The sequence below is a fragment of the Arthrobacter sp. UYEF36 genome, from assembly GCF_040547025.1.
In the GTDB taxonomy this organism is placed as follows: domain Bacteria; phylum Actinomycetota; class Actinomycetes; order Actinomycetales; family Micrococcaceae; genus Arthrobacter.
Genome location: NZ_JBEPOX010000003.1, coordinates 81,260 through 104,147 on the forward strand (window position 1 = coordinate 81,260; position 22,888 = coordinate 104,147).

A 22,888-nucleotide genomic window follows, 5' to 3' on the forward strand; every position below is an offset into this window, starting at 1 on the left:
GTTACTGCACCCGCACTCTCGGGTCGACCAGCGTGGTGGCGAAGTCCGCGAGGATCGCGCCGATCGCGAAGATCACGGAGCCGTAGGCGAGGGTCGCCGTCGCGGCATTGACGTCCTGCAGGGCGATCGCGTCGATGCTCCAGGAGCCGACCCCGTGCCAGGCGAAGATCTTTTCGGCGAAGAAGCCGCCGGCAAATATGGCGGGGATGGTGAAGGCGATGCTTTGCGCCACCGGGATGAAGGACACCCGCAGCGCGTGCCGGCTGATGGCCTGGTTGCGGGTCAGTCCCTTGGCCCGCGCCGTCCGGACAAAGTCGGCGTTGACGTTGTCCAGAAGGTACTGGCGCTGGGCGATCTGGTAGGTGCCCCACCCCACAATCGTGATCGCGAAGGTCGGCACCGCGTAGTGCGCCAGCATGTCCACAAACTGGACCCAGCCATTGCCCTCCAGCCCTGGTGTGGAGATGCCGGTGACGAAGAAGATGCGTTCGCCGACCGACTCGTTGATGTTGATGGCACCGAGCTGCACCAGGAAGTAGGCGATCGGCGCGGGCACGATGTAGACGAGGTAGCTGTACGAGGTGATGACCCGGTCCGAGGCCTTGTACTGCCGCGCTGCCGTGTACACCCCCAGGGCGACGCCGATGATCAAGGTCAGGATGATCGAGGCCAGGAACAGCCGGGTCGAGATCCAGACCCGGTCGCCGAATTCGGCGTTGATGAACGCGCCGTTGGGGCTGCGTCCCCAGTCCCAGCGGGTGACGATCGCCGTGAGCCACTCGACATAGCGCTCCCACGGGCTGAGTTCCGGATCGAGGCCCTTGAGCCGGAAGGAGTTGGCCACCTGCTCGGGGGTGGGCCGCGGGATCCGTTCCTGCTCCAGCAGTGCGGGCTGCAGGGTGTTCACGGCCAGGAAGTACCCGGCTGTGGTCGTCAGGAAGATCATGAAGACATACGTGATGGCACGTTTGGCGAGGTATCGGAGCATCGGACGACTAGTTCTGGATCGCCGTTGTCAGTGCGGTCCCTGCCGCTGCCGGAATGGTGTTTTCTGCCCCGCCGTGTGCAGGATTCCTGACAAGATTCACAACCTGATCCTTCCGTAGTCCCCGTCCGGCAGGGGGTTACCGCTGCCGATCCGGGATCCTGGCCAGCGGGTACCTGGCCGCCCGCAGACCTTTCGGCGAGTCCTTGTGGACTATGTTGCGGGTCACATTCCAGAGGAAACTATCACATGCACAATGCCGCCGAATGCGCCCGGGCCCGGCATTCCGCGAGTCAGGTATCAGATCGTTATGAATAATTGCGGGGAATTGATTTAGCGGGGGCCAGCCGGAATCCGGTTTGGACTAGGCCCCGTGCGCGACGCGTGAGACGAGGTCGCGCCAGGACGCCACGAGGCGCTCCGGGGCAATATGGTGCACGCGCACGGCGTGCAGGATCCGCTCCGGTTCCAGGACGGCGCTCAGCGAGGTGGCCATCAGCCAGGGGTCGGTCGTCAGGCCCGCTTCCCGCAACAGCATCTCAAGATGCCGGTGCCACAGCACGGCTGCCGGTACGTCGAACCGGTTGTAGGCGGACACGTCCGCGGCCCGGGCCAGCTCGCCGAATTCCAGCACCCAGGCGATACGTTTCTCGCCGAAAGCGACGAGCCTCTCCAGCGGCGGAGCACCGGGGCCAAGCGGCGGCGGGCCGAACATGAATCGCCCCTGGAACTCGGCCTCCGCGTCGCTGAGCAGCGTCATCATCAGCCCCGCCCTGCTGCCAAACCGGCGGAACACCGTCCCTTTGCCCACGCCGGCGCGCTGCGCCAGCGTGCCCATGGTCAGGCCGTCCGCCCCGCATTCCTCAATGAGCTCGCGGGCAGCCCGGAGCAGCAATTCGCGGTTGCGGGCCGCGTCGCGGCGTTCAGGCCCGAGGCCCGGGCGGATTGGGATCAGGCTCACATCGCACAGTCTAGTCCCGGGGAATACAAGCGGACCGCAGTCCGTTTAGATCAGTGAAGGCCGGCAAAGCCTCCATCACCAGCCAGCCGCCGCATTGTCCGCGGCGCGACACCTAGGAGTTCACATGTCAAAGAACACCGTTCTCACCCTGGTCGGCAGCCTGCGCGCCGATTCCACCAACCAGAAGCTGGCTGAAGCCATTCAGCTGAACGCCCCGGAGCAGGTTGAGGTCCTCATCCATGACAGCCTCGGCAACATCCCGTTTTACAACGAGGACATCGACGTCGAAGGCCAGGTTCCTGCCGCCGCAGCCGCCCTGCGTGCCGCCGCGAATGAGGCCGACACCCTGCTGCTGGTGACCCCGGAGCACAACGGCACCGTCCCCGCCTCGCTGAAGAACGCCATCGACTGGCTGTCCCGCCCCTTCGGTGCCGGCGCCCTGAGCGGCAAGCCGACCGCCGTCGTCGGCACCGCCTTCGGCCAGTTTGGTGGAGTGTGGGCCCAGGACGAGGCCCGCAAGGCCGTCGGCATCGCCGGCGCCCGGGTTCTTGAAGACGTCAAGCTGGCGGTTCCGGGCTCCATGGTCCGCTTCGCCGAGGTCCACCCGAAGGACGACGCCGAGGTTGTCGAGCAGATCAAGGGCGTCTTCGCCGCGCTGGAAGAGTCCCGCACGGTCGCAGCAGCCTAGCTTCCCGCTCCACCCGGGACACTCCCGGCCGCGCTCCTGCGGCCGGGGGTGTCCTGCGTTGGGACACCCTGGTCTCCTTGGAAACAAAGGTTTACCACATGGCAACAAGGGTTGTATTCTGGGTGATGTGACCCACGAAACACTTGATGCCGCCGCAGAAGTACTCCCGGCCGAGGCAATTGACGCAATTGAACGCGCGGCTACGTCCGCCCACCGCCACGAGGAACTGTTCTCGGAGCGCGCAGCAAATATCAAGCAATCTGCCGTCCGCGATGTCTTCGACATTTCGCTGCGCCCCGGCCTTGTCTCGCTGGCGGGCGGAAGCCCGTACCTGCAGTCCCTGCCGTTGGAACGGCTGGGCCAGACCGCCGCGAAGATCATCGCCGAACATGGCATGACCGCACTGCAGTATGGCGGCGGGCAGGGCACCGAGGAACTCCGGAGCCAGATCTGCGAAGTCATGGCCGCAGAAGGAATCCTCGACGCCAGGCCCGAGAATGTGGTGATTACGGCGGGTTCACAGTCCGCCCAGGATGTGGCGACCAAGGTCTTCTGCAACCCCGGCGACGTGGTGCTCGTCGAGGACCCCACCTACGTCGGCGCCCTCAACACCTTCGAGGCCTACCAGGTCCAGGTTGCCACGGTGCCCATGGACGGCGGCGGCATCATCCCGGACCTCCTGGAGGCCCGGATTGCCGCCCTGCAGACCGCAGGCAAGAACATCAAGTTCCTGTACACCATCCCGAGCTTCAACAACCCGTCCGGCATCACCCTGTCCGCGGAGCGGCGTCAGCGGGTGGTGGATATATGCCGCAATGCGAATATTCTGGTGCTGGAGGACAACCCCTACGGGCTGCTCCGCTTCGACGGCCAACCGCTTATTCCGCTGCGGGCTGACAACCCGGACGACGTAATTTACATGGGGTCCTTTTCCAAGATCTTCGCTCCCGGGCTGCGGATCGGCTGGGCTCTCGTCCCGGCGCACCTGCAGCGCCGCTATTACCTTGCGTCGGAGGCCGTCACGCTCTGCCCGCCGACGCTGAACCAGATGCTCGTCTCCGCCTATCTCCGCGACTACGACTGGCGTGGCCAGATCGAGACGTACCGGGGGCTGTACAAGGAACGATGCGACGCGATGCTGGCCGCCCTGGATGAGTTCATGCCCCCGGGTCTGAGCTGGACCCGTCCAGAGGGTGGCTTCTTTATCTGGGTGACGCTGCCCGAGGGTGTGGACACCTACCCGCTGCTGAAAAAAGCGATCGACGCCGGGGTGGTCTTCATTCCGGGAGCCGCATTTACGCATTCCGACGAGCCGTCCAACAAGATCCGGCTGGCCTTCAGCGCCGTCCCGCCGGAGTCCATCCGCGAAGGAGTGCGCCGGTTGGCGCCGGTCCTGCGGGAAGCCATCACCGCCCTGTAGCCTGAATCATCGGTGCATGGCCGAAGACTTCCGTTGACCCAAGGAGCATTTCATGACCGGAATTATTGTTGTCGGCGTTGACGGCAGCGAGACTGCCCTCAAGGCTGCGCACACCGCCCGTGACCTCGCCGCTTCGCTCGGGGCCACGCTTCATGTGGTCAGCGCGTTCGACAGCGACAGGACCGAGGTCTATGGCAGCGGCAGCGATAAATGGATTGTCTCCGACGCCGGGGACGCCGAAAAGGTTGCCCGCGGCGTCGCCGACAGCCTTCGCACGCCCGCAGTGAATGTCACCTACGCCGCCGCCCGCGGCAAGCCGGCCGACGCCCTGATCGCCGAAGCGGCCCGTGCCGGCGCCCTGTTGATCGTGGTCGGCAACCGGCGGATGAAGGGCCTGGGCCGCGTGCTCGGCAGTGTTGCCAACTCCGTGGCCCACAACGCCCCCTGCGACGTGTACATCGCCAAGACCGACGCGTCCGAGTAGACGCGGACCGCGGCCCTCCGGCGGCTTCCGGTCACCCCCAATGGTGATCGGAAGCCGCCGGTCAAGGTATTCCCGGCGGTTGTGGCGGCTTGCTACGGGCCGGGAACCAGCCGGGCCGGCCCCGTCTCCGTCCGGATCCGGCCGGCGTCGGCGGTCCGTGCCGTCTGGTCCGAAATGTGGGAGGTGGCGGCGCATTCCCGCACGGCTTCGACGCCTTCCACCGCAGCCGCAATGTCCGGGTAGGATCCGGAGAGGGCCAGCACGGTCCCGGTCCCGTCCAGGATGCGGATGAGGAACCCGCCCCCGTCGGCACGGACGAGTTCAAATTTGCCGGGCGCTGCGGGCCGGCGGACGTCAGCGCCCTGATCGGTGCCGGACCCGGCCGGCGCCGGGACATGCGGCCCACTTCGAAGCGCGGGTGCGCGGGGGGCAGCGGAAGGCAGGACGGGGGCAATCTTGGGCATGGTGGCTCCAGGATGAGGTTCCAATGGCCGCGTCCTGACCGTCCCCCGACTATACGCTTTGGGGTGGGACAGCCGGGATTAGCTGCGTCACAATCGACCTCAGCCGGATCGTTTTGACGGCTTTTGGCCCAGGTCTCCGGAGCCCGCCGGTGACGAGGCGCTTTATCCGGTGGCAGCCCCTGCCGTCTTCAGCATCCGGCGCAGGATCTTGCCGGAGGAGGACTTCGGCACGGCGTCGATGAACTCGACGCGGCGGATCTTCTTAAAGGGCGCCACCCTGGCCGCCACGTAGTCCATCACCGCGGCCTCGTCGAGTCCCTCGCCGTCGTTCCCGGGCTGGCGCACCACAAACGCCATCGGCACTTCCTGGCCGTCGGCGTCGGACGTTCCGATCACCGCGGCGTCCGCGATGCCGGGGTGGGTGAGGAGCAGCGCCTCGAGCTCCGCCGGGGCAATCTGGTAGCCCTTGTACTTGATCAGTTCCTTGAGCCGGTCCACGATCGTGACGACGCCGTCGGCACGCACGGTGGCAATGTCCCCGGTGTGCAGGAACCCGTCGGCGTCGAGGGTGTCCGCCGTTTCCTCGGGCCGGTTGAGGTAGCCGAGCATCACGTTCGGTCCGCGGCACAGCAGGTGCCCGGGCGCGCTGGTGCCCTCGGCCGGGATTTCGATGTCCTCCCCGCTGGCTGGATCCAGCAGCCGGCAGTCCATATTGGGGACGGTATAGCCGACCGAACTGACGGGCACATCCGTGGCGTCCACCGGGATCAGGTGGGACACGGGGCTCATCTCGGTCATGCCGTAGCCCTGCAGCACCCTGCAGCCCAGGCGTTCGGCCAGCCTACTGCCCAGTTCGCCGTCGAGCGGCGCCGCCCCGGACAGGGTGGTGTGCACGGAACTGAGGTCATAGTCGGCAACCAGAGGGTGCTTGGACAGGGCCACGGCCACCGGCGGGGCAATAAACAGGTAGCTGCACTTCTGGTCCTGGATGATCCGCAGGAACTCGGCCAGCTCGAATTTCGGTATCGTGACCAGGCAGGCCCGCTGGCGCAGCGCCAGGTTCAGCAGCACCGTCAGCCCGTAGATATGGAAGAACGGCAACAGGGCCAGCAGGCGGTCCTCGGGAGCGACCTTGAGCAGCCCGCGGGACTGCTCGGCGTTGGCCACGAGGTTCCGGTGGCTGAGCCTGACGCCCTTGGGTCGGCCGGTGGTCCCGGAGGAGTAGGGCAGCACGGCCACGTGCGTGGCGGGATCGAAGCTGACGTCCGGCGCCGGGGCGCCCGCGGTCAGCAGGTCCCGCAGCGAGGGGTGGCCTGCGGCGCCGTCGAGGACGACGAGCCGGTCCGCCGGGATTCCGGCCCGGGTGGCGGCTTCCTGGGCCGCGGGGAGCAGGGCGGAGACGGTGAACAGCCACGTGGCGCCGGCGTCGGCGAGCTGGAGGGCGATCTCGTCCGCCGTGTATAGCGAGTTGACGGTGGTGACCGTCGCGCCGGCCCGCAGCAGTCCGTGGAAGACGACGGTGAACGCCGGGACGTTGGGGCACAGGATCGCCGCGACGCCATGGACGCCCAGGCCCTGGGCCGCGACGGCTCCGGCCAGGGCATCGATCTGCCCCACGAGGGTCCGGTAGCTGGTTTCCGCGCCGCTCGTGCCGTCGACGACGGCGATCCGGTCCAGGTCCGCCTCCTCCAGACCGCCAAAGAGGTAGTCGTACAGGCTGACGTTGGGAATATCCACATCGGGGAACGGGCTCGAAAACACGCAACATCTCCTTTGATCCGCGTCCGCCAGCTGGCGGTGGCTGGTGCCACTCTAGTGCCGTCGGGCCCTTCTGGACAGGACCGCCCTGACCCGTGCCACAATGCCGAGTGGGCAGGCTCACGCGGACGCCGCCAGATTGTTGGCCACGATATCCTCCTGGCCCGGCACGGCGGGACAGTGCGGTGCGTCGTCCGCGACGACTGGAGATTCTTTGCCGTGGTGGCTGCGTGGACCACGGGCTCTGCTCAGTCCAGCAGCAGGGCGGGCTCTTCCAGGATCGATGCGACGTCGGCCATGAACCGTGCCGAGAGGTCGCCGTCCACCACACGGTGGTCGAAGGAGCCGCCGAGGGTGGTGATCCAGCGCGGAATCACCTCGCCGTCCAGGACCCAGGGCTTCTGCTTGATGGTGCCGAAGGCCACGATCGCCACTTCGCCGGGGTTGATGATCGGCGTGCCCGTATCGATGCCGAGGGCGCCGATGTTGGTGACGGTCAGGGTGCCGCCCTGCATCTGCGCGGGCTGGGTCTTACCGGCCCGGGCGGTCGTGGCGAGCTCGTTCAGGGCCAGGGCCAGTTCCTTGAGGGACAGATCCTGGGCGTTCTTGATGTTCGGGACCATCAGGCCACGGGGCGTCGCCGCCGCGATGCCGAGGTTCATGAAGTGCTTGATGTGGATCTCGGCGGAGTCGCTGCCGTCCGGGTTGTCCACCCAGGTCGCATTGACGCTGGGGTTGCGGGCCGCAGCCCAGATGACCGCCTTGGCCAGGATCAGCAGCGGGGAGACCTTGATGCCCTCGAAGTCGCGGGAGGCCTTGAGGCGCTTGACGAACTCCATGGTCCGGCTGGCATCGACGTCGACGAAGATGCTGACGTGCGGGGCCGCGAAGGCCGATTCGACCATGGCCCGCGCCGTGGCCTTGCGGACGCCCTTGACCGGAACCCGTTCGATCCGCTGTTCCTGCGGGCGGCCGGTCTTGCCCCAGAAGGTATCCGCCTTGTCCACTTCGGCGTCGCGCTGCGCCTGGTAGCTCACCAGGTCCTCGCGGGTCACCTCGCCGCGGGCCCCGGTGGGGACGACGTCGGCCAGGTCGATGCCCAGATCGCGCGCGATTTTGCGCACGGGGGGCTTCGCCAGGACCCTGCTGACCAGGCCGCTGATGGCCCCGCCGAGGGTGGGGCGCTGGTCGATGCTGTCCTCATGGGCCGGGCGTTCCGCATGGGCAACCGTCTCCGGGCTGATCCAGATGTCGTGGGCCTCGACAGGTTCGGCGAGCGGTACCGGACTGGCGACGGAGCCCGTCGCGGCCGCCGGCTGCGCGGCCGGTGCGGCCATGCGGGGACGGCGCTTGACGGCGTCGGCCTTGGGGCCGGAGCCCACCAGGGGACCGCCGGCCGGTTCAGCGGAGCCGGACTCGTCCGCCTCCAGCGTCCCGTACATAAGCGCATGAGGCGCGGGAGCGGCAGGAGCCGGCACGGCGTCCGTGTCGGAGGGTGCCGTGTCGCTCACGCTGATGATCGGGGTCCCGACGGCGACGGTCAGACCCTCGGGGACCAGCAGCTCCCCGACGGTTCCGGCGAACGGAGAGGGCAGTTCGACAAGGGACTTTGCGGTCTCGATTTCGCACAGGACATCGTTGATGGCCACCGTGTCGCCGGGTTTGACCTTCCAGGCGACGATCTCGGCCTCGGTCAGCCCTTCGCCCACATCGGGGAGGTTGAACTTGTGAAGAGTCATTGTGTCCTTGTTGGAAGAAAGGCGCCTCAGCGGAAGCGGTCAGCAGAAAGGGGGCACGGTCAGTAGGAAAGGGCGCGTTCCAGGGCCTCGAGGATGCGGTCGATGTCCGGGAGATAGTCTTCCTCCACCTTGGCCACCGGATAGGGCATGTGGAAGCCGCCGACGCGGATGACGGGTGCCTCGAGTGAGTGGAACGCACGCTCGCTGATCCGGGCCGCAATTTCGCCGCCGATGCCGCCGAAGGTCGGTGCTTCGTGGGCCACAATCAGCCGGCCCGTCTTCTTGACGGAGTCGGTGACGGTGTCGAAGTCGATCGGCGAGATTGAACGCAGGTCGATGACCTCGACACTGTGGCCGTCCTCGGCGGCGGCGTTGGCAGCTGCCAGGGCCACCGGCACCAGGGGGCCGTAGACCACGACGGTGGCATCTGTTCCCTCACGCAGCACGTGTGCCTTGAACGGATCCGCGGAGGGTCCGGGGGATTCCGTGTCGACCTCGCCCTTGAGCCAGTAGCGGCGCTTCGGTTCGAACACGATCACGGGGTCCTGGCAGTCGACGGCCTGCTGGATCATCCAGTAGGCATCGTGCGGGTTGGACGGGGTGATGATGCGCAGGCCGGCCGTGTGGGCGAACAGCGCCTCCGGGGACTCGGAGTGGTGTTCGATCGAACCGATGCCGCCGCCATAGGGGATCCGGATGACGACCGGCACGGTCAGCTTGCCGTTGCTGCGGGAATGCATTTTGGCCAGCTGGGTGGTGATCTGGTTGAAGCCCGGGAACACGAAGCCGTCGAACTGGATTTCACAGACGGGCAGGTAGCCACGCAGGGCCAGGCCGATCGCGGTGCCGATGATGCCGGACTCCGCCAGCGGGGTGTCCACCACGCGGTCGGCGCCGAACTCGGCGATCAGGCCGTCGGTGACGCGGTACACCCCGCCCAGGGGTCCGATGTCCTCGCCCATGAGCAGGGCTCGGGGGTTGTTGCTCAACGTCGCGCGGAGGCCCTCATTGATGGCCTTGGCAATGGTCATAGTGGTCATCAGTTGGCCTCCCCTTCTGCCGGGGCTGTCCCGGCGGGTTCGGCCTCGTCGGCGAAGCCTGCGCTGTACTCCTCGAACCAGGCCAGCTCCTCGGCCACAAGCGGGTGGGCCTCCACGTAAGTGTTGGCGAAGGCAGTACGGATGTCCGGGGTTTCAAGATCGTACGTGGTCTTGCGGACGTAGGCGGCGAGTTCGTCGCCGTCCGCCCTGACCTGCTCAAAGAAGGAGTCGTCGGCCATTCCCTCCGCGCGGAGATACTTCTCCAGGCGCTCCAGCGGATCCTTGGCCCGCCACCGGCTCTCCTCGGCGGATTCCCGGTACTTGCTGGGATCGTCGGCCGTGGTGTGGGCACCGACGCGGTACGTGAACGCCTCTATCAGCACCGGGCCCTCGCCCTGGCGGGCACGTTCCAGCGCCCACTCGGTGACGGCATGAACGGCCACCACGTCGTTTCCATCCACCCGGATGCCAGGAAATCCGTAGCCCTTGGCCCGGTTGGCGAGCGGGATGCGGGTCTGCACGGAGCTGGGGACGGAGATCGCCCAGTGGTTGTTCTGGCAGAAAAACACCACGGGGGCCTTGTAGGAGGAAGCGAACACCATGGACTCATGGACGTCGCCTTCGGAGCTGGCGCCGTCGCCGAAGTAGACCATAACGGCAGCCTGGGGCTCCGCGGCCTGGCCGGCCGTTCCGGCCGCGAGTGCGGCGGACGCCGCGAACTTCTGGTCGCGCTGGATGCCCATCGCGTAGCCGACCGCATGGGGGGTCTGCGCTGCGAGGACGAGGGTGTAGAGGTGGAAGTTAGTGTCCTTGGGGTTCCAGCCGCCGTTGGAGACGCCGCGGAACTGGCGGAGCAGCTCGGCCAAGTCCACGTTGCGGGTCAGGGCGACGCCGTGTTCGCGGTAGGTGGGGAAAATGTAGTCCTGCGGCTGGCTGGCCCGGCCGGATCCGATCTGGGCGGCCTCCTGGCCGGTCAGCGGAACCCAGAGGGCCAGCTGGCCCTGCCGCTGCAGCGCAGTTGCCTCGACGTCGAAACGGCGGATCTTAGCCATGTCTGCATAGAAGCCGCGCAGCGTCTCGGAGTCGAGTCGCTCGGCGTAGGCCGAGAACACGGGATCAGAACGGCGCGTGCCATCGGGGGCGAGGAGCTGCACCATCGGCTCGGCAGGATCACCCAGGCGGGCCTCGGCTTCGGCCTCGAGCCGGTCTTCAATATCGGTTCCGTCGAACTCGGTAGAGGGCAGATGTGTGGCGCCCATACCGTCTCCTTGCTTGCCGCATCCGAATGCGCCGCAATCGCTGGGATATATGCCGGACCGGTTACACATTCCCGGCCCGGCATATATTTTGGCTTACTCGTCCTTACTTTATCCGCAGCAGGCTGGCCGCGGCCGTCATGTTAAGCGCTAGGAACGCCGCGGCGGTTTTGTATAGATTGCACAGAGTTCCAGGAAGCGGGTGTTGGCCTCGGTTTCGCCGACACTGACCCGCACGCCCTCGTTGGCGAACGCACGCACGGACAGGGCCCGCTCCCCCGCAAGCGCGGCGAATTCCGCGCTGTCAGCACCGAGATTGAGCCACACGAAGTTGCCCTGGGCCTCAGGCACGAACCAGCCGAGGTCCCGCAGGCCTGCGGTGACCCGGTCCCGTTCGTCCACGAGGCTTTGTACCCTTTCTACAACCTCCCCGAAGTGCTCCAGCGAAGTCACAGCCGCGGTTTCGGCGATCTGGGACACCGCGAAGGGGGTGGCCGAGACGCGCAGGTGCTGGGTGAGGTCCGGCTGGGACACGCTGTAGCCGACCCGCAACCCGGCCAGGCCGTGGGCTTTGGAGAAGGTCCGCAGGACGACGACGTTGGGATACTTCCGGTACATTTCGATGCCGTCGACGGCGTGCTCGTCCCGGACGAACTCCTGGTAGGCCTCATCGATGACCACCACGACGTCGGAGGGAACCCGCTTGATGAAACGCTCGGTTTCCTCGGTGGTCAGGATCGGGCCGGTGGGGTTGTTAGGCGTGCACAGCAGGATCATCCGGGTGCGGGCCGTCACCGCTGCGGCCATGGCGTCAAGATCGTGGCGGCCCTCGCCGGTCAGCGGGATCCGGACGCTCTCGGCGCCGGCCAGGCCGACGCAGATCGGGTACGCCTCGAAAGAGCGCCACGCATAGATAACCTCGTCGGGCTTGCCGTCGTCGTTCTGCCCGGCGAAAGTGGCCAGCAGCTGGTTCAGCGCCCCGAGGCTTCCGGCGCCGGTAACGATGTCCTCGGCGGGAACGTCCAGGAACCCGGAGAGCGCGCCGCGCAGCTTGCTGCTCAGCGGATCCGGGTAGCGGTTAAAGTCGGTCTGCGCCGCGATGGCCTGCTGCACTGCAGGGATCGGGGCCAGCGGGTTTTCGTTGGAGGAAAGCTTGTAGCTGACCAGTCCCTCGACGGGGACCGGCGGTTTGCCGGCCGCGTAGCGAGGAAGGAGGTCTACCACCGGACGGGGCCTGATGCCCCCGGCCGTGTTCTCTGATGAAGTCATGCCAACTAGCCTACTTCGGGTCTTTGCCCCGACCGGGCTTCCTCGCCAATAGGGGGATATGGTCCCTGCCGCTGCCGTCGGCCCTGTGACAGCATGGGCCCATGCGCTCATTCATCGTTCGAGTCATCGTCAACGGGCTGGCCCTGGCCGTAGCGTGTTGGATCCTCACCGGCCTGAATATTTCCACCGCGGGCAACAGCACCGTCAGCATCGTCCTGGGCTACCTGTTCATCGGCCTGATCTTCGGCCTCGTGAACGCCTTCGTCAAGCCGATCGTCAGCCTGCTGTCACTGCCGATCACCATCCTCACCCTGGGCCTTTTCACGGTTGTCATCAACGCGGGGATGCTCTACCTGACCTCCTGGATCAGCAGCTACACCACCGTGAACTTCACCATCGATTCCTTCTTCTGGACGGCGGTGCTTGCCGCCCTTATTATCAGCGCGGTGTCCCTCGTGGCCAGCTTTCTCCCCGCGCTCGACCGCTAAGGACGGGCGCCGGAGGCCCCAGCGGCAGGGACTCTGCCAGGACAGGGAGGGGTTCTGGCCGCTAGGCCGCGGGCTGCTGTGCGGGGTCTGCGGGTTTTTCTCCCGTGCTGCGCCGTGGCCCCGGAGCGACTGGCGTTCCCCGCTGGGGCGGGAGGGCTTCGCGCCGGAACGAGAAGCGGGTCACCGTGGCGGTTCCGCCCGCGCCCACCACGGCCGCGAGCGCGGCGGTTGAAGCCTGCAGTGATGGATCCTGGCTGGCCGCAACGTCCCGGGCGCCGTCGGCGTAGCGTTCCAGGGCGTGACCTGGCCCCATCCCCGGCTCCAGCCATTCGTGTCCGGGGATCGGAGTGGTCAAGGTGACGGTCACCCGGTCCAGCAGGTCCGGGTTCGGCAGGCCGTCCGCCCCGGGTACCCAGTCCTGCTCATGTTCCAGGTGCAGGCTGCTGGTGCCGGCCCCGGGCTCGATCGCGCCCACCGGGGACCCCGCCGTCAGCACGAACTTGAGCTCGTAGTCGGCCAGGAACGCCCGGTCCCGGCCGAGGTTCATGGCGTGGATGCCGCCCTGGCTGTAGCCGACCGCGGCCACTTGGTCGCCCGCCTCGGCGCCGGCCTCCGCCAGGGCCTCCCGGATGGCCGCGGCGGTCTCGGCCGAGTCGAAGCCGAGGCCCTCTGCGATGCCGGCGGCGTCGAAGGGGTTGGTGCCCTGGGGCTGTCCGTCCAGCTGCGTCCCGGGGATGATCACCGCCCAGGCGCGGTTGCCGCGCTCCCCCAGCCGGAGGACCTCGATCTCCCCGCTGTTCCGGCCGACGGCCCCGGCCCGCAGCAGCAGCCCGGCCGGTGAGACATCGGCCTCCTCCGTCCGGGTCTCCCGGCCCGCGATCCGGACGGGGCGGGGCCGCAGGAAGTGCAGGCCCGGCGCGTCCGTCAATCCGCGGATCGCGGCCCGAACACCGCCCGCCGGCCCCCCGGCCGCTGCGGCGCCGGCCGGCAGACCCAGCAGCAGCGCCAGCATTCCGGTCGTCAGGGAGAAATCGTCCTGCACCGTGTCGCGGACGGTGGGCGGCGGCAGGCCAGCCAGACCCCACAGTGGCCCGTACCCGGGGCCGGTCCGTCCGATCCGCAGGAGCAGCGTGTTCCTGGCTTCGGCGGACTCGTACTCCCGGTGGCTCGCCCGGACCTCGCTGCAGAGACGCTCCAGCTCCGTCCGGACGCGGCCAAGGGCCCGGGCTGCCTCCCCGACGGCGACAATCGCGGTGCTGCCGGAGGAGTACGAGTCGGACTGGTAAGGGAACAGGGCGCGGCGCACCCCTTCTGCCTCCGCCTCGACCTCCGCCAAGTCCCGGACGAGACCGTCCAGGACCGAGGCCCCTGCCAGCAGCTCCTCGAACGAGAAACTGAGACCGCCCACCCCGCCCCGGATCCGCAGCATCCCATCCACCGGAGCGGAGGGGACGGGCGCTCCCCCGGAGCCGGCCGGCGAGACCTCCGCCATCAGGGCCCGGGCCGCCCTGGGGACAGAGCCACGTTCTGGGCGTGCCGGAACACCGCCGCAGCGGCCTCCTGCAGGGCGGCACGGCTGCGGCGCAGGGACGCAGCCTGCAGGGATACCGCCGTCCGGTAGGCCCGGCCCGCCGGGGACTGCCAGCCCTGCAGTTCCACACTGACCAGGTGAGCCAGCACAGCGTCGGTGTGCTCTGCGCAGGCGGCCACCCGGGCAGCAAGCTGCTGGACCTCGTAACTGCGTGAGGCGCACGCCGCGGCAGCAGAGGCCAGGAGCGTCCCCGCGGACGCCCCGCCGCCCCCGGCGTTGTTGCTGGTGTTCGTCGTGCTCATGCTGGCATCCTGCGGGTCATGACACCGACGTTAGGTGCCCCGCTGCGCCGGCTGAAGCTCCCCGCCCGGTCATGTGGACAACGTCCGGTGGAACCGGCGGCAGAACCGCGGAAACCCGGCCGGTAGTCACATGGATCAGCGCGCTTAAGGCCCGGCGGGACTTCGTGAAAGAATCGGGGCATGCCTGAAACTGCCGCCACAGCCGATACCCGCACGCCGTCCGGACGCCTGGCCCTCGCCGCGTCCTCGCAACAGATCGCGCTCGGCCCGCTGGACGGCCGGTACCAGTCCGCCGTCGCACCGCTGGTCGACTATCTCTCCGAAGCCGCCCTCAACCGCGACCGGGTCGCCGTCGAGGTTGAGTGGCTCATCCACCTGACCGGCAACAGCGTGCTCCCCGGCGCGGGACCGCTGACCGCGGAGCAGCAGGATAAGCTGCGCGCCATCGTCACCGAATTCGACGCCGGCTCGGTCGCCGAACTGGCCGACATCGAAGCCGTCACCGTGCACGACGTCAAGGCCGTCGAGTACTACATCGGCCGTCGGCTGCCCGGCGTCGGCATCGAACACCTGACCGCCATGGTGCACTTCGGCTGCACCTCCGAGGACATCAACAACCTCTCCTACGCCCTCGGCGTCAAGGGCGCCGTCGAGGACGTCTGGCTGCCCGCCGCCCGGAAGCTCGTCGCACAGATCAGCGCCATGGCCGGGGACAACCGGGCCGTTCCGATGCTCTCGCGCACGCACGGCCAGCCGGCCACCCCCACCACGCTCGGCAAGGAACTGGCCGTCATCGCGCACCGCCTGACCCGCCAGCTGGACCGCATCTCCCGGACCGAGTATCTCGGCAAGATCAACGGCGCCACCGGCACCTACGCGGCCCATGTGGCCTCCGTTCCCGGCGCCGACTGGGAGCATGTCGCCAAGACCTTCGTTGAAGGCCTGGGGCTGGGCTGGAATCCGCTGACCACGCAGATCGAAAGCCACGACTGGCAGGCGGAGCTGTACGCCGACGTCGCGCGGTTCAACCGGATCCTGCACAACGTCTGCACGGATATCTGGAGCTACATCTCGATCGGCTATTTCGTGCAGATCCCGGTCGCGGGCGCCACTGGTTCCTCCACCATGCCGCACAAGGTCAACCCGATCCGTTTCGAGAACGCCGAGGCCAACCTGGAGATCTCCTCCGGACTGCTGGACGTCCTGGGCTCCACCCTGGTCACCTCCCGCTGGCAGCGCGACCTCACCGATTCCTCCTCGCAGCGCAACATCGGCGTGGCCTTCGGCCACTCCCTGCTCGCCATCTCCAATGTGGCCAAGGGCCTGGACCGCCTGAAGGTCGCCGAGGACGTGCTGGCCGCGGACCTCGACACCAACTGGGAAGTCCTCGGCGAAGCCATCCAGATGGTCATGCGCGCCGAGGCCATCGCCGGCGTCGACGGCATGGAAAACCCCTACGAGCGGCTCAAGGACCTGACCCGCGGGCAGCGCGTCGATGCGGCCAGGATGCAGGAATTCGTCCAGAGCCTGGGCCTGTCGGCGGACGCCGAAACCCGGCTGCTGGCCCTGACCCCCGGCAAGTACACCGGCATTGCGGACAAGCTGGTGGACCACCTCGCATGAGGCTCCTGCTCATCCGCCACGGCCAGACGCCCGGTAACGTCCTGGGCCAGCTGGACACCGCCCACCCGGGCCCCGGGCTGACCGAGCTCGGGGAACGGCAGGCCGCCGCGCTGGCGCGGTCCCTGGCGAATGAGCAGATCGACCTTCTCTATGCCTCCACGCTGATCCGCACCCAGATCACGGCCGCGCCGCTCTCGACCGCCCGCGGCCTGGAGGTCGAAGTGCTGGCGGGCCTGCGGGAGATCGAGGCCGGGTCGTTGGAGAAGCTCACCGACAAGGAATCGCACCTGCGCTACCTTGGGACCGTGTTCGGCTGGGCGGCCGGGGAACTGCACCGCAGGATGCCGGCCGGGCCCAGCGGGCATGACTTCTTCGAGCGCTACGACGCCTCGATCACACGGATCGCCGCCGCAGCCGCAGCGACCGGCGACGCCGCGACGGTGGCCGTGGTCAGCCACGGCGCCGCGATCCGCGTCTGGGCGGGCCTGCGGGCCAGCAACGTGGAGTCGGGCTTCGCTGCCCGCCACGTCCTCGCCAACACCGGGATTGTGGCCTTGGAAGGGGATCCCGACGCCGGCTGGCGGCTCATCCACTGGGACGCCAGTCCCGTCGGCGGCCTGGCGCTGGTTGACCCGACGGCGGAGGACCCCACCGGCGGCACGCTCTAGCGGAATTCTCCGAACCATAACGCGCAGGAAACACGGCCGAAACCGGCGGTGCCTAGCGTTGAACTGCATAACCCTTCGGCGAAGCGAGGCAGCCATGCAGACGAATCCGCGGCTCAACATCCGGCAGGTCACCTGGGCCAACCCGGTCGGCGCGGATCTCCGCGCAGCCCAGCAGGCCGAACTCGACGCCCGCTTTGGCACGATCGACCACGAACCCGGGCCGCCGCCGTCGGAGACTGACACGGCAGTGTTCCTCGTCGCCCATGACAAGGCGTCCGGGCAGCCCGTGGGCTGCGGCGGCCTGCGCCTCCTCGATGCGCACACCGCTGAGATCAAGCGGCTCTACGTGCTCCCGTACACCCGCGGTTCCGGAGTGGCCAGCTCCATCCTTGCGGCCCTGGAAGCGCACGCGCACAGCCTCGGCATCACCTCCATCACCGCGGAGGCCGGCTCCGTGCAGACGGACGGCCGGCAGTTTTACCAGAACTCCGGCTTTGTCCCGGTACCAAACTTCGGGCCGTACATCGGGGTGGAGCACTCCTACTGCTATGCGAAAACCATCGATTCGCACAGCGCCGCACACACCGCCATGGCGTAGGGAACGTCAGCGTCCGACGCCGTCAGTCAGGACCCGATCGGCCCGCGCCCGCCGGCCAGCCGCAGTAACCCGTCGCGCAGGGGCTGCGTGGTTTCCGCGAGCGCCAGCCGTGCCATGCCGGAGGACGCCACGCGCAATGCCTGGCTGCGCAGCAGCCTCCGCCGGTTGTACGCCCGCAGGGCCGCCGGGAGCGGGCGGGAGTTGAGCAGCTTCGCGAGGGTGACAGCGTCGATCAGCGCCTCGCAGGCGCCGCGCCCCAGGTTGGGGGTCATGCCGTGCGCCGCGTCGCCCACCAGCACCGCGCAGTCCCGTTGGTAGCTGCCCGGGAATGGCACCGTCCAGACGCGTTGGGCCAGCGTCTGCCCGGGCGTCGCGGCGAGCAGGACGCGGTCTATGCCGGCAGCCCGGCCGGACAAATGTGCGCGGGTGAGCGCCAGTGCCTCCTCGACGTCGATGCCGCCGGGACCCAGTCCAGACCGGTATGAGGCATACCAGTAGGTGCGGCCGCGGGACGCGGTCGCTATGCCAAACAACTGCCCGCGCCCCCAGTGTTCACCCCCGCCGCCGGCCGGGACCGGCTCGTCAATGATGCCGCGCAGCGCCAGATAGGGGCTGAGCCTGGCCCTGCTGCGTTCGCCCCAAACGCTCCGGCGGACAATGCTGTGCACCCCGTCGGCGCCGACCACAAGGCCCGGCCGCGGCAGTGATGCCACCTGGCCGTGGGTTTTGGCCACCGAAGCCGGCACCGCCGCGTCCAGCAGCCGGAGCAGGTCCGCACGTGACACCCCGATGACCCCTGGTGCCCGCGCCTTGAGCAGAACGTTCCCGGATCCGTCCCGGAGCGCCATGGCGCCAAAGTCCGAGCCGGCCGCACGGACCGCCGGGAGAATGCCCACCTCATCAAGGGCCTGCTGGGCTTCCGGCCACATGGCCAGCGATGTCTCCACTGACGGCTGCTCTGCCCGCCGCTCGTGGACGGTCACCTGAAAGCGGCGGGGGTCAAGGCATGCGGCCAGGGCCAGTCCCGCGATGCCGCCGCCGACGACCGAGAGAGTGTCCATGCCCAGAGTCTACGACCGCCGCCCGGGCCTGCGGGGTCCCGTCACACTGCCGGCGACGCGCAATGGACCGACGAGGAAGCGGCGATCTACGCCATCCTGCAACTCGGCAATGGCCGGGCCGTCACGAAGTACATCTCCGAAATCAACTTCGTCAGCTCGGCCGTCCAGGGCGACCTGATCGAGATGGGGCTGACGGCCACCCGCTTCGGGCGGACCTCGCTGAGAATGCGCGCCGAGGTCCGCAACATGATCTGCCCGAAACACCCCGGCGCGTCGGTGCGCCCCGATGTTCACGGCGCGTTCAGGCCGCGGGCGCACGACGTTCACCCGAACACACCAGACTCGGTTGCCAAGGACGGGCTATTTCATCGATTTGATAGCCATAACCGCTAAATCCTGCGTCGTCCGCTATAGGCTGGCCGGACAAATGCCATCTGGCCCCGTTCAGAAATGAGTCTCACTCGTGCGCAGATTGAAAACCCTGGTTGCCGGCGCCGTCGCCGTCGCCCTTCTTTCCGGCTGTGGCGCGGGCGCCGCAGCCCCCGCCTCGTCCGGAGCAGCTACCGGGCCCGCCGCCGTCGCCCCCTCGGGACCGCCCTCCGGCGAAACGCTGATCGTCTACACGAATTCCAACGGTGAAGGCCGCGGCGAGTGGCTGACGGAGAAGGCTGCAGCGGCCGGCTTCAAGATCGAAATCGTCGGCGCCGGCGGCGCGGACGCCACCAACAAGCTGATCGCGGAGAAGAACAACCCGATCGCGGACGTCGCCTTCGGGCTCAACAACATGTACTTCGAGCAGGTCAAGGCAGCCGGTGCCATCGCACCGTTTACCCCCGCCTGGTCCGCAGAGGTCGACACCGCCAAGGGTGACCAGTCCGACAGCAAGGCCTACTGGCCGCTGGTCCAGCAGGCAATCCTCCTCGGCTACAACACGGAGAAGTTCAGCGCTGACGAGGCCCCCAGGGACTGGACCGACCTATGGACCCAGGACAAGTTCAAATCCCGCTACGAGCGGGTCACCGGCCTCGGTACGGCGACCGCGCAACTGGTCTTCGCCAGCATCCTGACGCGCTACAAGGACGACGCCGGCGATCTGGGCGTCTCGGACGAGGGATGGAAGCAGGTCGAAGAGTACTTCAAGAACGGGACACCGGCGGTGGCCAAGACCGACCTTTTCGCCCGCATCGCCTCGGGGGACACGGACATGGGGCAGATGGCCTCCTCGGTTATTCCCGAACGTGAAAAGTCGTTCAACGTCGACGTGGAGACCGTGATGCCGTCCGTTGGGGTACCGCTGGCCATCGAGCAGGTTGCCCTGGTCAACGGCACGGACAAGCAGGATGAGGCCCTCAAGTTCATCGACTGGTTCGGCAGCGCCGAAATCCAGGGTGCGTGGTCCCAGCAGTTCAACTCCATGCCGGTCAACAAGGCAGCCGCAGCCAAGGCCAAGCCCGAAGTCGTCGAATTCTTCAACACGCTCAAACAGCAGGACATCGACTGGAACTTCGTGCAGGAGAACATGGGCGCCTGGGTGGAAAAGATCGAACTGGAATACATGAGCTGACCCGTGCACGGGCTGTGGCCGGCCGGCCACAGCCCGTGCCTTTTCTTCTGGACACCCCCGCCACGCCGCCAGCACAGGACAGGTTGCCATGATCCGTTTCGAGAACATCGAAGTCACCTTCGGCGACTTCACCGCCATCCCCAACCTTGACCTCCAGGTGGAACCGGGCGAATTCTTCACGCTGCTTGGACCCTCAGGCTGCGGAAAGACAACCGCACTCCGAACGCTGGCAGGGTTTATCGAGCCGTCCGCCGGCGAGGTCTACGTCGACGGCAAGGCCGTCACCCGGCTTCCGAGCGACAAGCGCCAGGTCGGCATGGTGTTCCAGAATTACGCCCTCTTCCCCAGCATGAGCGTGTGGGAGAACATCGCTTTCGGCCTTCGCGTGCGCAAGGAGAAGGCGGCCGAGAGCGACCGCCTCGTCCGCGATATCGCCCGGCGGGTTGACCTGTCCGAGGACCAGCTGCGCAAAAACGTGGCCGAGCTGTCCGGCGGACAGCAGCAGCGCGTCGCCGTCGCCCGGGCGCTCGTGCTGCAGCCCAAGATCCTGCTGCTCGACGAGCCGCTCTCCAATTTGGATGCCAAGCTTCGCCACCAGCTGAGGCAGCAGCTCAAGGACCTCCAAAGCGAATTTGGCATCACCACCGTCTACGTCACCCATGACCAGGACGAGGCACTGGCTATGAGCGACCGGGTGGCCGTCTTCAACAAGGGTGTGGTCGAGCAAATTGGCACTCCGCAGAGCATCTATGACGAATCCGCCACCGAGTTTGTCTGCAATTTCATCGGGGACAGTTCACGCCTGTCGGCCGGGTTCATCGCGGAACTGAACCGGCAATCGCGTCACGCCCTGGATCCCACGGCCAACTCCTACCTGCGCGTGGAAAAGGCGTCACTGGATCCCGCCGGCGGCAACGGCTCGGCCGTCCCGGTGCAGGGGACTGTGGTTTCGAAGACCTATCACGGCCTGCACAGCCGGTACATCGTCCGCTGCCACGACGCCGACATCCGGCTGCTGGTCAAGGAAGACGGCGGGACACACCCCGCCACGGGCAGTCAGGCCACGGTCTACGTCCAGCCCTCCCACGTCCTCCAATATCACCCGGAAACAGGTGTCTCGCTCAGGAACCGGTTGCAGGAAGTGACCACCCTGTGAGCACAGTAAGCGGCTCGAACGGCGGGAGCATCCGGAGCATGCTCCGTTCCCCCGCAGTCCTGATCGTCGGGGTCGTGCTGACCTGGTTCATCGCGGCTTTCCTCGTCTGGCCCAATGCGAATGTGCTGATCCAGACCTTCTTCCCGGACGGGAGCTTCTCCGGTCGCGCCGCCGAAAAGCTTTTTTCCTCCCAGCGGGCGATGAAATCCCTGGGCAACAGCTTTCTGCTGGCGGTCGCGTTGTCCATCACCGTCAACGTGGTGGGAATCTTCATTGTGCTGGTCACCCAGTACTTCAAGATCCGCGGCTCAAGGGTCCTGTTCCTCGGTTACGCCACCACCTTCATCTACGGCGGCATTGTGCTGGCGGCGGGCTACAAATTCATCTACGGGGACAAGGGGATCGTGACCGGCTTCCTGGTGGGGTTGTTTCCCGGGATGGATCCCGGCTGGTTTTCCGGTTTCTTTGCCGTCCTGGCCGTGATGACGTTCGCCACCACGACGAACCACATGCTGTTCGTCACCAACGCGCTGAAGGGCGTGGACTACCAGACCATCGAAGCGGCCAGGAACATGGGAGCCTCCACCTGGACCATCCTCCGGCGGATCGTCCTGCCGATGCTGAAGCCGACGCTGTTCGCCGTCACCATCCTCTCGTTCCTGACCGGCCTCGGAGCCCTCAGCGCCCCGCAGGTCCTCGGCGGCCGGGAATTCCAGACCATCACGCCGATGATTCTCACCTTCAGCAACAGCCCGACGTCGAGGGACCTCGCCGCCCTGCTCGCCGTGATCCTCGGCGTGGCCACCATCCTGATGCTGGCGGTGATGACCCGGATGGAAAAGGGCGGAACGTACTTCTCGGTCTCGAAGGTGTCCGCCGGGCTGCAGAAGCAGCAAATCCGAAACCCCGTGGCCAACGCTGCCGTCCACGTCGCCGCGTATCTGCTGTTCGCCGTCTACACGCTGCCCGTGGTGCTGATCGTGCTGTATTCCTTTGCCGACGGCGCCGCGATCCAGACCGGCCAACTGGTGCCCGGGAGCCTGACCTTCGACAACTACATCCGGGTCCTCACCCAGCCCTCGGGCCTGCGGCCTTTCGTCATCAGCATCGTCTACAGCGCGCTGGCCGCACTGATCGCCGTCGGAGGCCTGCTCTTCGTTGCCCGGCTCCTGCAGAAGTACCGCAACTGGGTCACGTCGGTCGTCGAGTACCTGCTCCACATCCCGTGGATCCTCCCCTCCGCCCTGCTCGCCCTGGGCCTGATCCTCAGCTACGACCATCCGAACCCGCTGGTGGGCGGCGCCGTCCTGACCGGGACCACAGTGATCCTGCTCATCGCCTTCGTGACCGTCAAGATTCCGTTCACCCTGCGGATGCTCAAGGCCTCCTTCGCCTCGGTCAACTCCTCGCTCGAAGAGGCGGCCAACATCATGGGCGCCAAGACGCTGTACGTGTTCCGCCGGATCCTGCTGCCGATCGTCCTGCCGGCAGCCGCGGCGATCACGGCGCTCAACTTCAACAGCATGCTGGACGACTACGACACCGCCATTTTCCTGGCCCACCCGCTGTTCCAGCCCCTGGGCCTGGTCATCAAGGCCAACACGGACGGCGCCGAGGGGGTCGACGGGGTCTCAAACACCTTCGTCTACACCGTGCTGCTGATGGTCATCACCGGTGTGACGATGTATCTGGTCTACGGCCGGGCGGGCCGGAAGTCCGCCAAAGCGGCGAAGGCAGGAGCGGATGGCAAGGAAAGCACGACGCCGGTCCTGGTCGAAGCCGCGCCGGCCGGGTCCGTGCGCGTCCCCTAGCTAGCTGCCAGCCCGCCCGGTG

21 protein-coding genes and 2 pseudogenes are annotated in these 22,888 nt (G+C 67.3%); 11 read left to right on the plus strand and 12 right to left on the minus strand.

Annotated features, from left to right (window positions below; genetic code table 11):
• Position 1: 1 nt before the first annotated feature.
• Positions 2 to 988, minus strand: coding sequence for an ABC transporter permease (locus ABIB29_RS06765; RefSeq protein ID WP_354171246.1), 987 nt, complete (start codon positions 986 to 988; stop codon positions 2 to 4).
• A gap of 361 nt (positions 989 to 1,349) precedes the next feature.
• Positions 1,350 to 1,946 (minus strand): TetR/AcrR family transcriptional regulator, encoded by a 597-nt coding sequence (locus tag ABIB29_RS06770; RefSeq protein ID WP_354171248.1) that lies wholly within the window; start codon positions 1,944 to 1,946, stop codon positions 1,350 to 1,352.
• A gap of 124 nt (positions 1,947 to 2,070) precedes the next feature.
• Between ABIB29_RS06770 and ABIB29_RS06775 the strand changes: the two genes are divergently transcribed.
• The 3 genes from ABIB29_RS06775 (at position 2,071) to ABIB29_RS06785 (ending at position 4,538) form a co-directional block, all read left to right on the plus strand.
• Positions 2,071 to 2,634, plus strand: coding sequence for an NAD(P)H-dependent oxidoreductase (locus ABIB29_RS06775; protein WP_354171250.1), 564 nt, complete (start codon positions 2,071 to 2,073; stop codon positions 2,632 to 2,634).
• Between the two features lie 127 nt (positions 2,635 to 2,761).
• Positions 2,762 to 4,054 (plus strand): aminotransferase-like domain-containing protein, encoded by a 1,293-nt coding sequence (locus ABIB29_RS06780; protein WP_354171252.1) that lies wholly within the window; start codon positions 2,762 to 2,764, stop codon positions 4,052 to 4,054.
• A gap of 52 nt (positions 4,055 to 4,106) precedes the next feature.
• On the plus strand, positions 4,107 to 4,538 hold the full coding sequence (locus tag ABIB29_RS06785) for a universal stress protein (RefSeq protein WP_354171254.1): 432 nt from the start codon (positions 4,107 to 4,109) through the stop codon (positions 4,536 to 4,538).
• Positions 4,539 to 4,630: 92 nt separating this feature from the next.
• On the opposite strand, the gene ABIB29_RS06790 is transcribed toward ABIB29_RS06785, so the two are convergent.
• The 6 genes from ABIB29_RS06790 to ABIB29_RS06815 all read right to left on the minus strand — a co-directional run bounded on the left by ABIB29_RS06790 (position 4,631) and on the right by ABIB29_RS06815 (position 12,064).
• Entirely contained in the window at positions 4,631 to 5,002 is a 372-nt protein-coding gene (locus tag ABIB29_RS06790) for a YegP family protein (protein WP_354171256.1), read from the minus strand.
• A gap of 162 nt (positions 5,003 to 5,164) precedes the next feature.
• Entirely contained in the window at positions 5,165 to 6,763 is a 1,599-nt protein-coding gene (locus ABIB29_RS06795) for an AMP-binding protein (RefSeq protein WP_354171258.1), read from the minus strand.
• A 245-nt stretch (positions 6,764 to 7,008) separates the two neighbouring features.
• Positions 7,009 to 8,499 (minus strand): dihydrolipoamide acetyltransferase family protein, encoded by a 1,491-nt coding sequence (locus ABIB29_RS06800; RefSeq protein WP_354171260.1) that lies wholly within the window; start codon positions 8,497 to 8,499, stop codon positions 7,009 to 7,011.
• Between the two features lie 59 nt (positions 8,500 to 8,558).
• Entirely contained in the window at positions 8,559 to 9,539 is a 981-nt protein-coding gene (locus ABIB29_RS06805) for an alpha-ketoacid dehydrogenase subunit beta (RefSeq protein WP_354171261.1), read from the minus strand.
• Positions 9,539 to 10,798: a pyruvate dehydrogenase (acetyl-transferring) E1 component subunit alpha gene (gene pdhA / locus ABIB29_RS06810; protein WP_354171263.1), complete on the minus strand. Its 1,260-nt coding sequence runs from the start codon at positions 10,796 to 10,798 to the stop codon at positions 9,539 to 9,541. The genes ABIB29_RS06805 and pdhA overlap by 1 nt, the downstream gene beginning before the upstream one ends.
• 147 nt (positions 10,799 to 10,945) lie before the next feature.
• Complete coding sequence (locus ABIB29_RS06815; protein ID WP_354171265.1) at positions 10,946 to 12,064, minus strand: histidinol-phosphate transaminase; 1,119 nt, start codon at positions 12,062 to 12,064, stop codon at positions 10,946 to 10,948.
• Between the two features lie 101 nt (positions 12,065 to 12,165).
• On the opposite strand from ABIB29_RS06815, the gene ABIB29_RS06820 reads away from it, so the two are divergent.
• Positions 12,166 to 12,552: a phage holin family protein gene (locus ABIB29_RS06820; RefSeq protein ID WP_354171266.1), complete on the plus strand. Its 387-nt coding sequence runs from the start codon at positions 12,166 to 12,168 to the stop codon at positions 12,550 to 12,552.
• A gap of 61 nt (positions 12,553 to 12,613) precedes the next feature.
• Here ABIB29_RS06820 and ABIB29_RS06825 read toward each other — a convergent pair whose 3' ends face one another.
• A complete protein-coding gene (locus ABIB29_RS06825) occupies positions 12,614 to 14,044 on the minus strand; it encodes a hypothetical protein (protein ID WP_354171268.1) in 1,431 nt (476 codons plus the stop codon).
• Positions 14,044 to 14,385 (minus strand): hypothetical protein, encoded by a 342-nt coding sequence (locus ABIB29_RS06830; protein WP_354171270.1) that lies wholly within the window; start codon positions 14,383 to 14,385, stop codon positions 14,044 to 14,046. Before ABIB29_RS06830 ends, ABIB29_RS06825 begins: the two co-directional genes overlap by 1 nt.
• A 180-nt stretch (positions 14,386 to 14,565) precedes the next feature.
• On the opposite strand from ABIB29_RS06830, the gene purB reads away from it, so the two are divergent.
• The 3 genes from purB (at position 14,566) to ABIB29_RS06845 (ending at position 17,274) form a co-directional block, all read left to right on the plus strand.
• Positions 14,566 to 16,008, plus strand: coding sequence for an adenylosuccinate lyase (gene purB / locus ABIB29_RS06835; protein WP_354171272.1), 1,443 nt, complete (start codon positions 14,566 to 14,568; stop codon positions 16,006 to 16,008).
• Positions 16,005 to 16,676 carry a histidine phosphatase family protein gene (locus ABIB29_RS06840; protein ID WP_354171274.1) on the plus strand — a complete coding sequence of 224 codons (672 nt, stop codon included), beginning with the start codon at positions 16,005 to 16,007 and terminating at the stop codon, positions 16,674 to 16,676. The genes purB and ABIB29_RS06840 overlap by 4 nt, the downstream gene beginning before the upstream one ends.
• Before the next feature lie 94 nt (positions 16,677 to 16,770).
• Entirely contained in the window at positions 16,771 to 17,274 is a 504-nt protein-coding gene (locus ABIB29_RS06845; RefSeq protein ID WP_354171276.1) for a GNAT family N-acetyltransferase, read from the plus strand.
• A 26-nt stretch (positions 17,275 to 17,300) separates the two neighbouring features.
• Here ABIB29_RS06845 and ABIB29_RS06850 read toward each other — a convergent pair whose 3' ends face one another.
• The gene (locus tag ABIB29_RS06850; protein WP_502915576.1) at positions 17,301 to 18,221 is read right to left on the minus strand and encodes an FAD-dependent monooxygenase; all 921 of its coding nucleotides are present in this window, start codon (positions 18,219 to 18,221) and stop codon (positions 17,301 to 17,303) included.
• A 51-nt stretch (positions 18,222 to 18,272) separates the two neighbouring features.
• Positions 18,273 to 18,335: pseudogene (locus ABIB29_RS19970) on the minus strand (hypothetical protein); the annotation flags it as partial.
• A 60-nt stretch (positions 18,336 to 18,395) separates the two neighbouring features.
• Between ABIB29_RS19970 and ABIB29_RS06855 the strand changes: the two are divergent.
• The 4 genes and pseudogenes from ABIB29_RS06855 to ABIB29_RS06870 all read left to right on the plus strand — a co-directional run.
• Positions 18,396 to 18,728: pseudogene (locus ABIB29_RS06855) on the plus strand (hotdog domain-containing protein); the annotation flags it as partial.
• 70 nt (positions 18,729 to 18,798) lie between these two features.
• Positions 18,799 to 19,899, plus strand: coding sequence for an extracellular solute-binding protein (locus tag ABIB29_RS06860; RefSeq protein ID WP_354171282.1), 1,101 nt, complete (start codon positions 18,799 to 18,801; stop codon positions 19,897 to 19,899).
• A gap of 88 nt (positions 19,900 to 19,987) precedes the next feature.
• A complete protein-coding gene (locus tag ABIB29_RS06865; protein ID WP_354171284.1) occupies positions 19,988 to 21,055 on the plus strand; it encodes an ABC transporter ATP-binding protein in 1,068 nt (355 codons plus the stop codon).
• Positions 21,056 to 21,093: 38 nt separating this feature from the next.
• On the plus strand, positions 21,094 to 22,866 hold the full coding sequence (locus tag ABIB29_RS06870; RefSeq protein WP_354171580.1) for an ABC transporter permease: 1,773 nt from the start codon (positions 21,094 to 21,096) through the stop codon (positions 22,864 to 22,866).
• Positions 22,867 to 22,888: the final 22 nt, after the last annotated feature.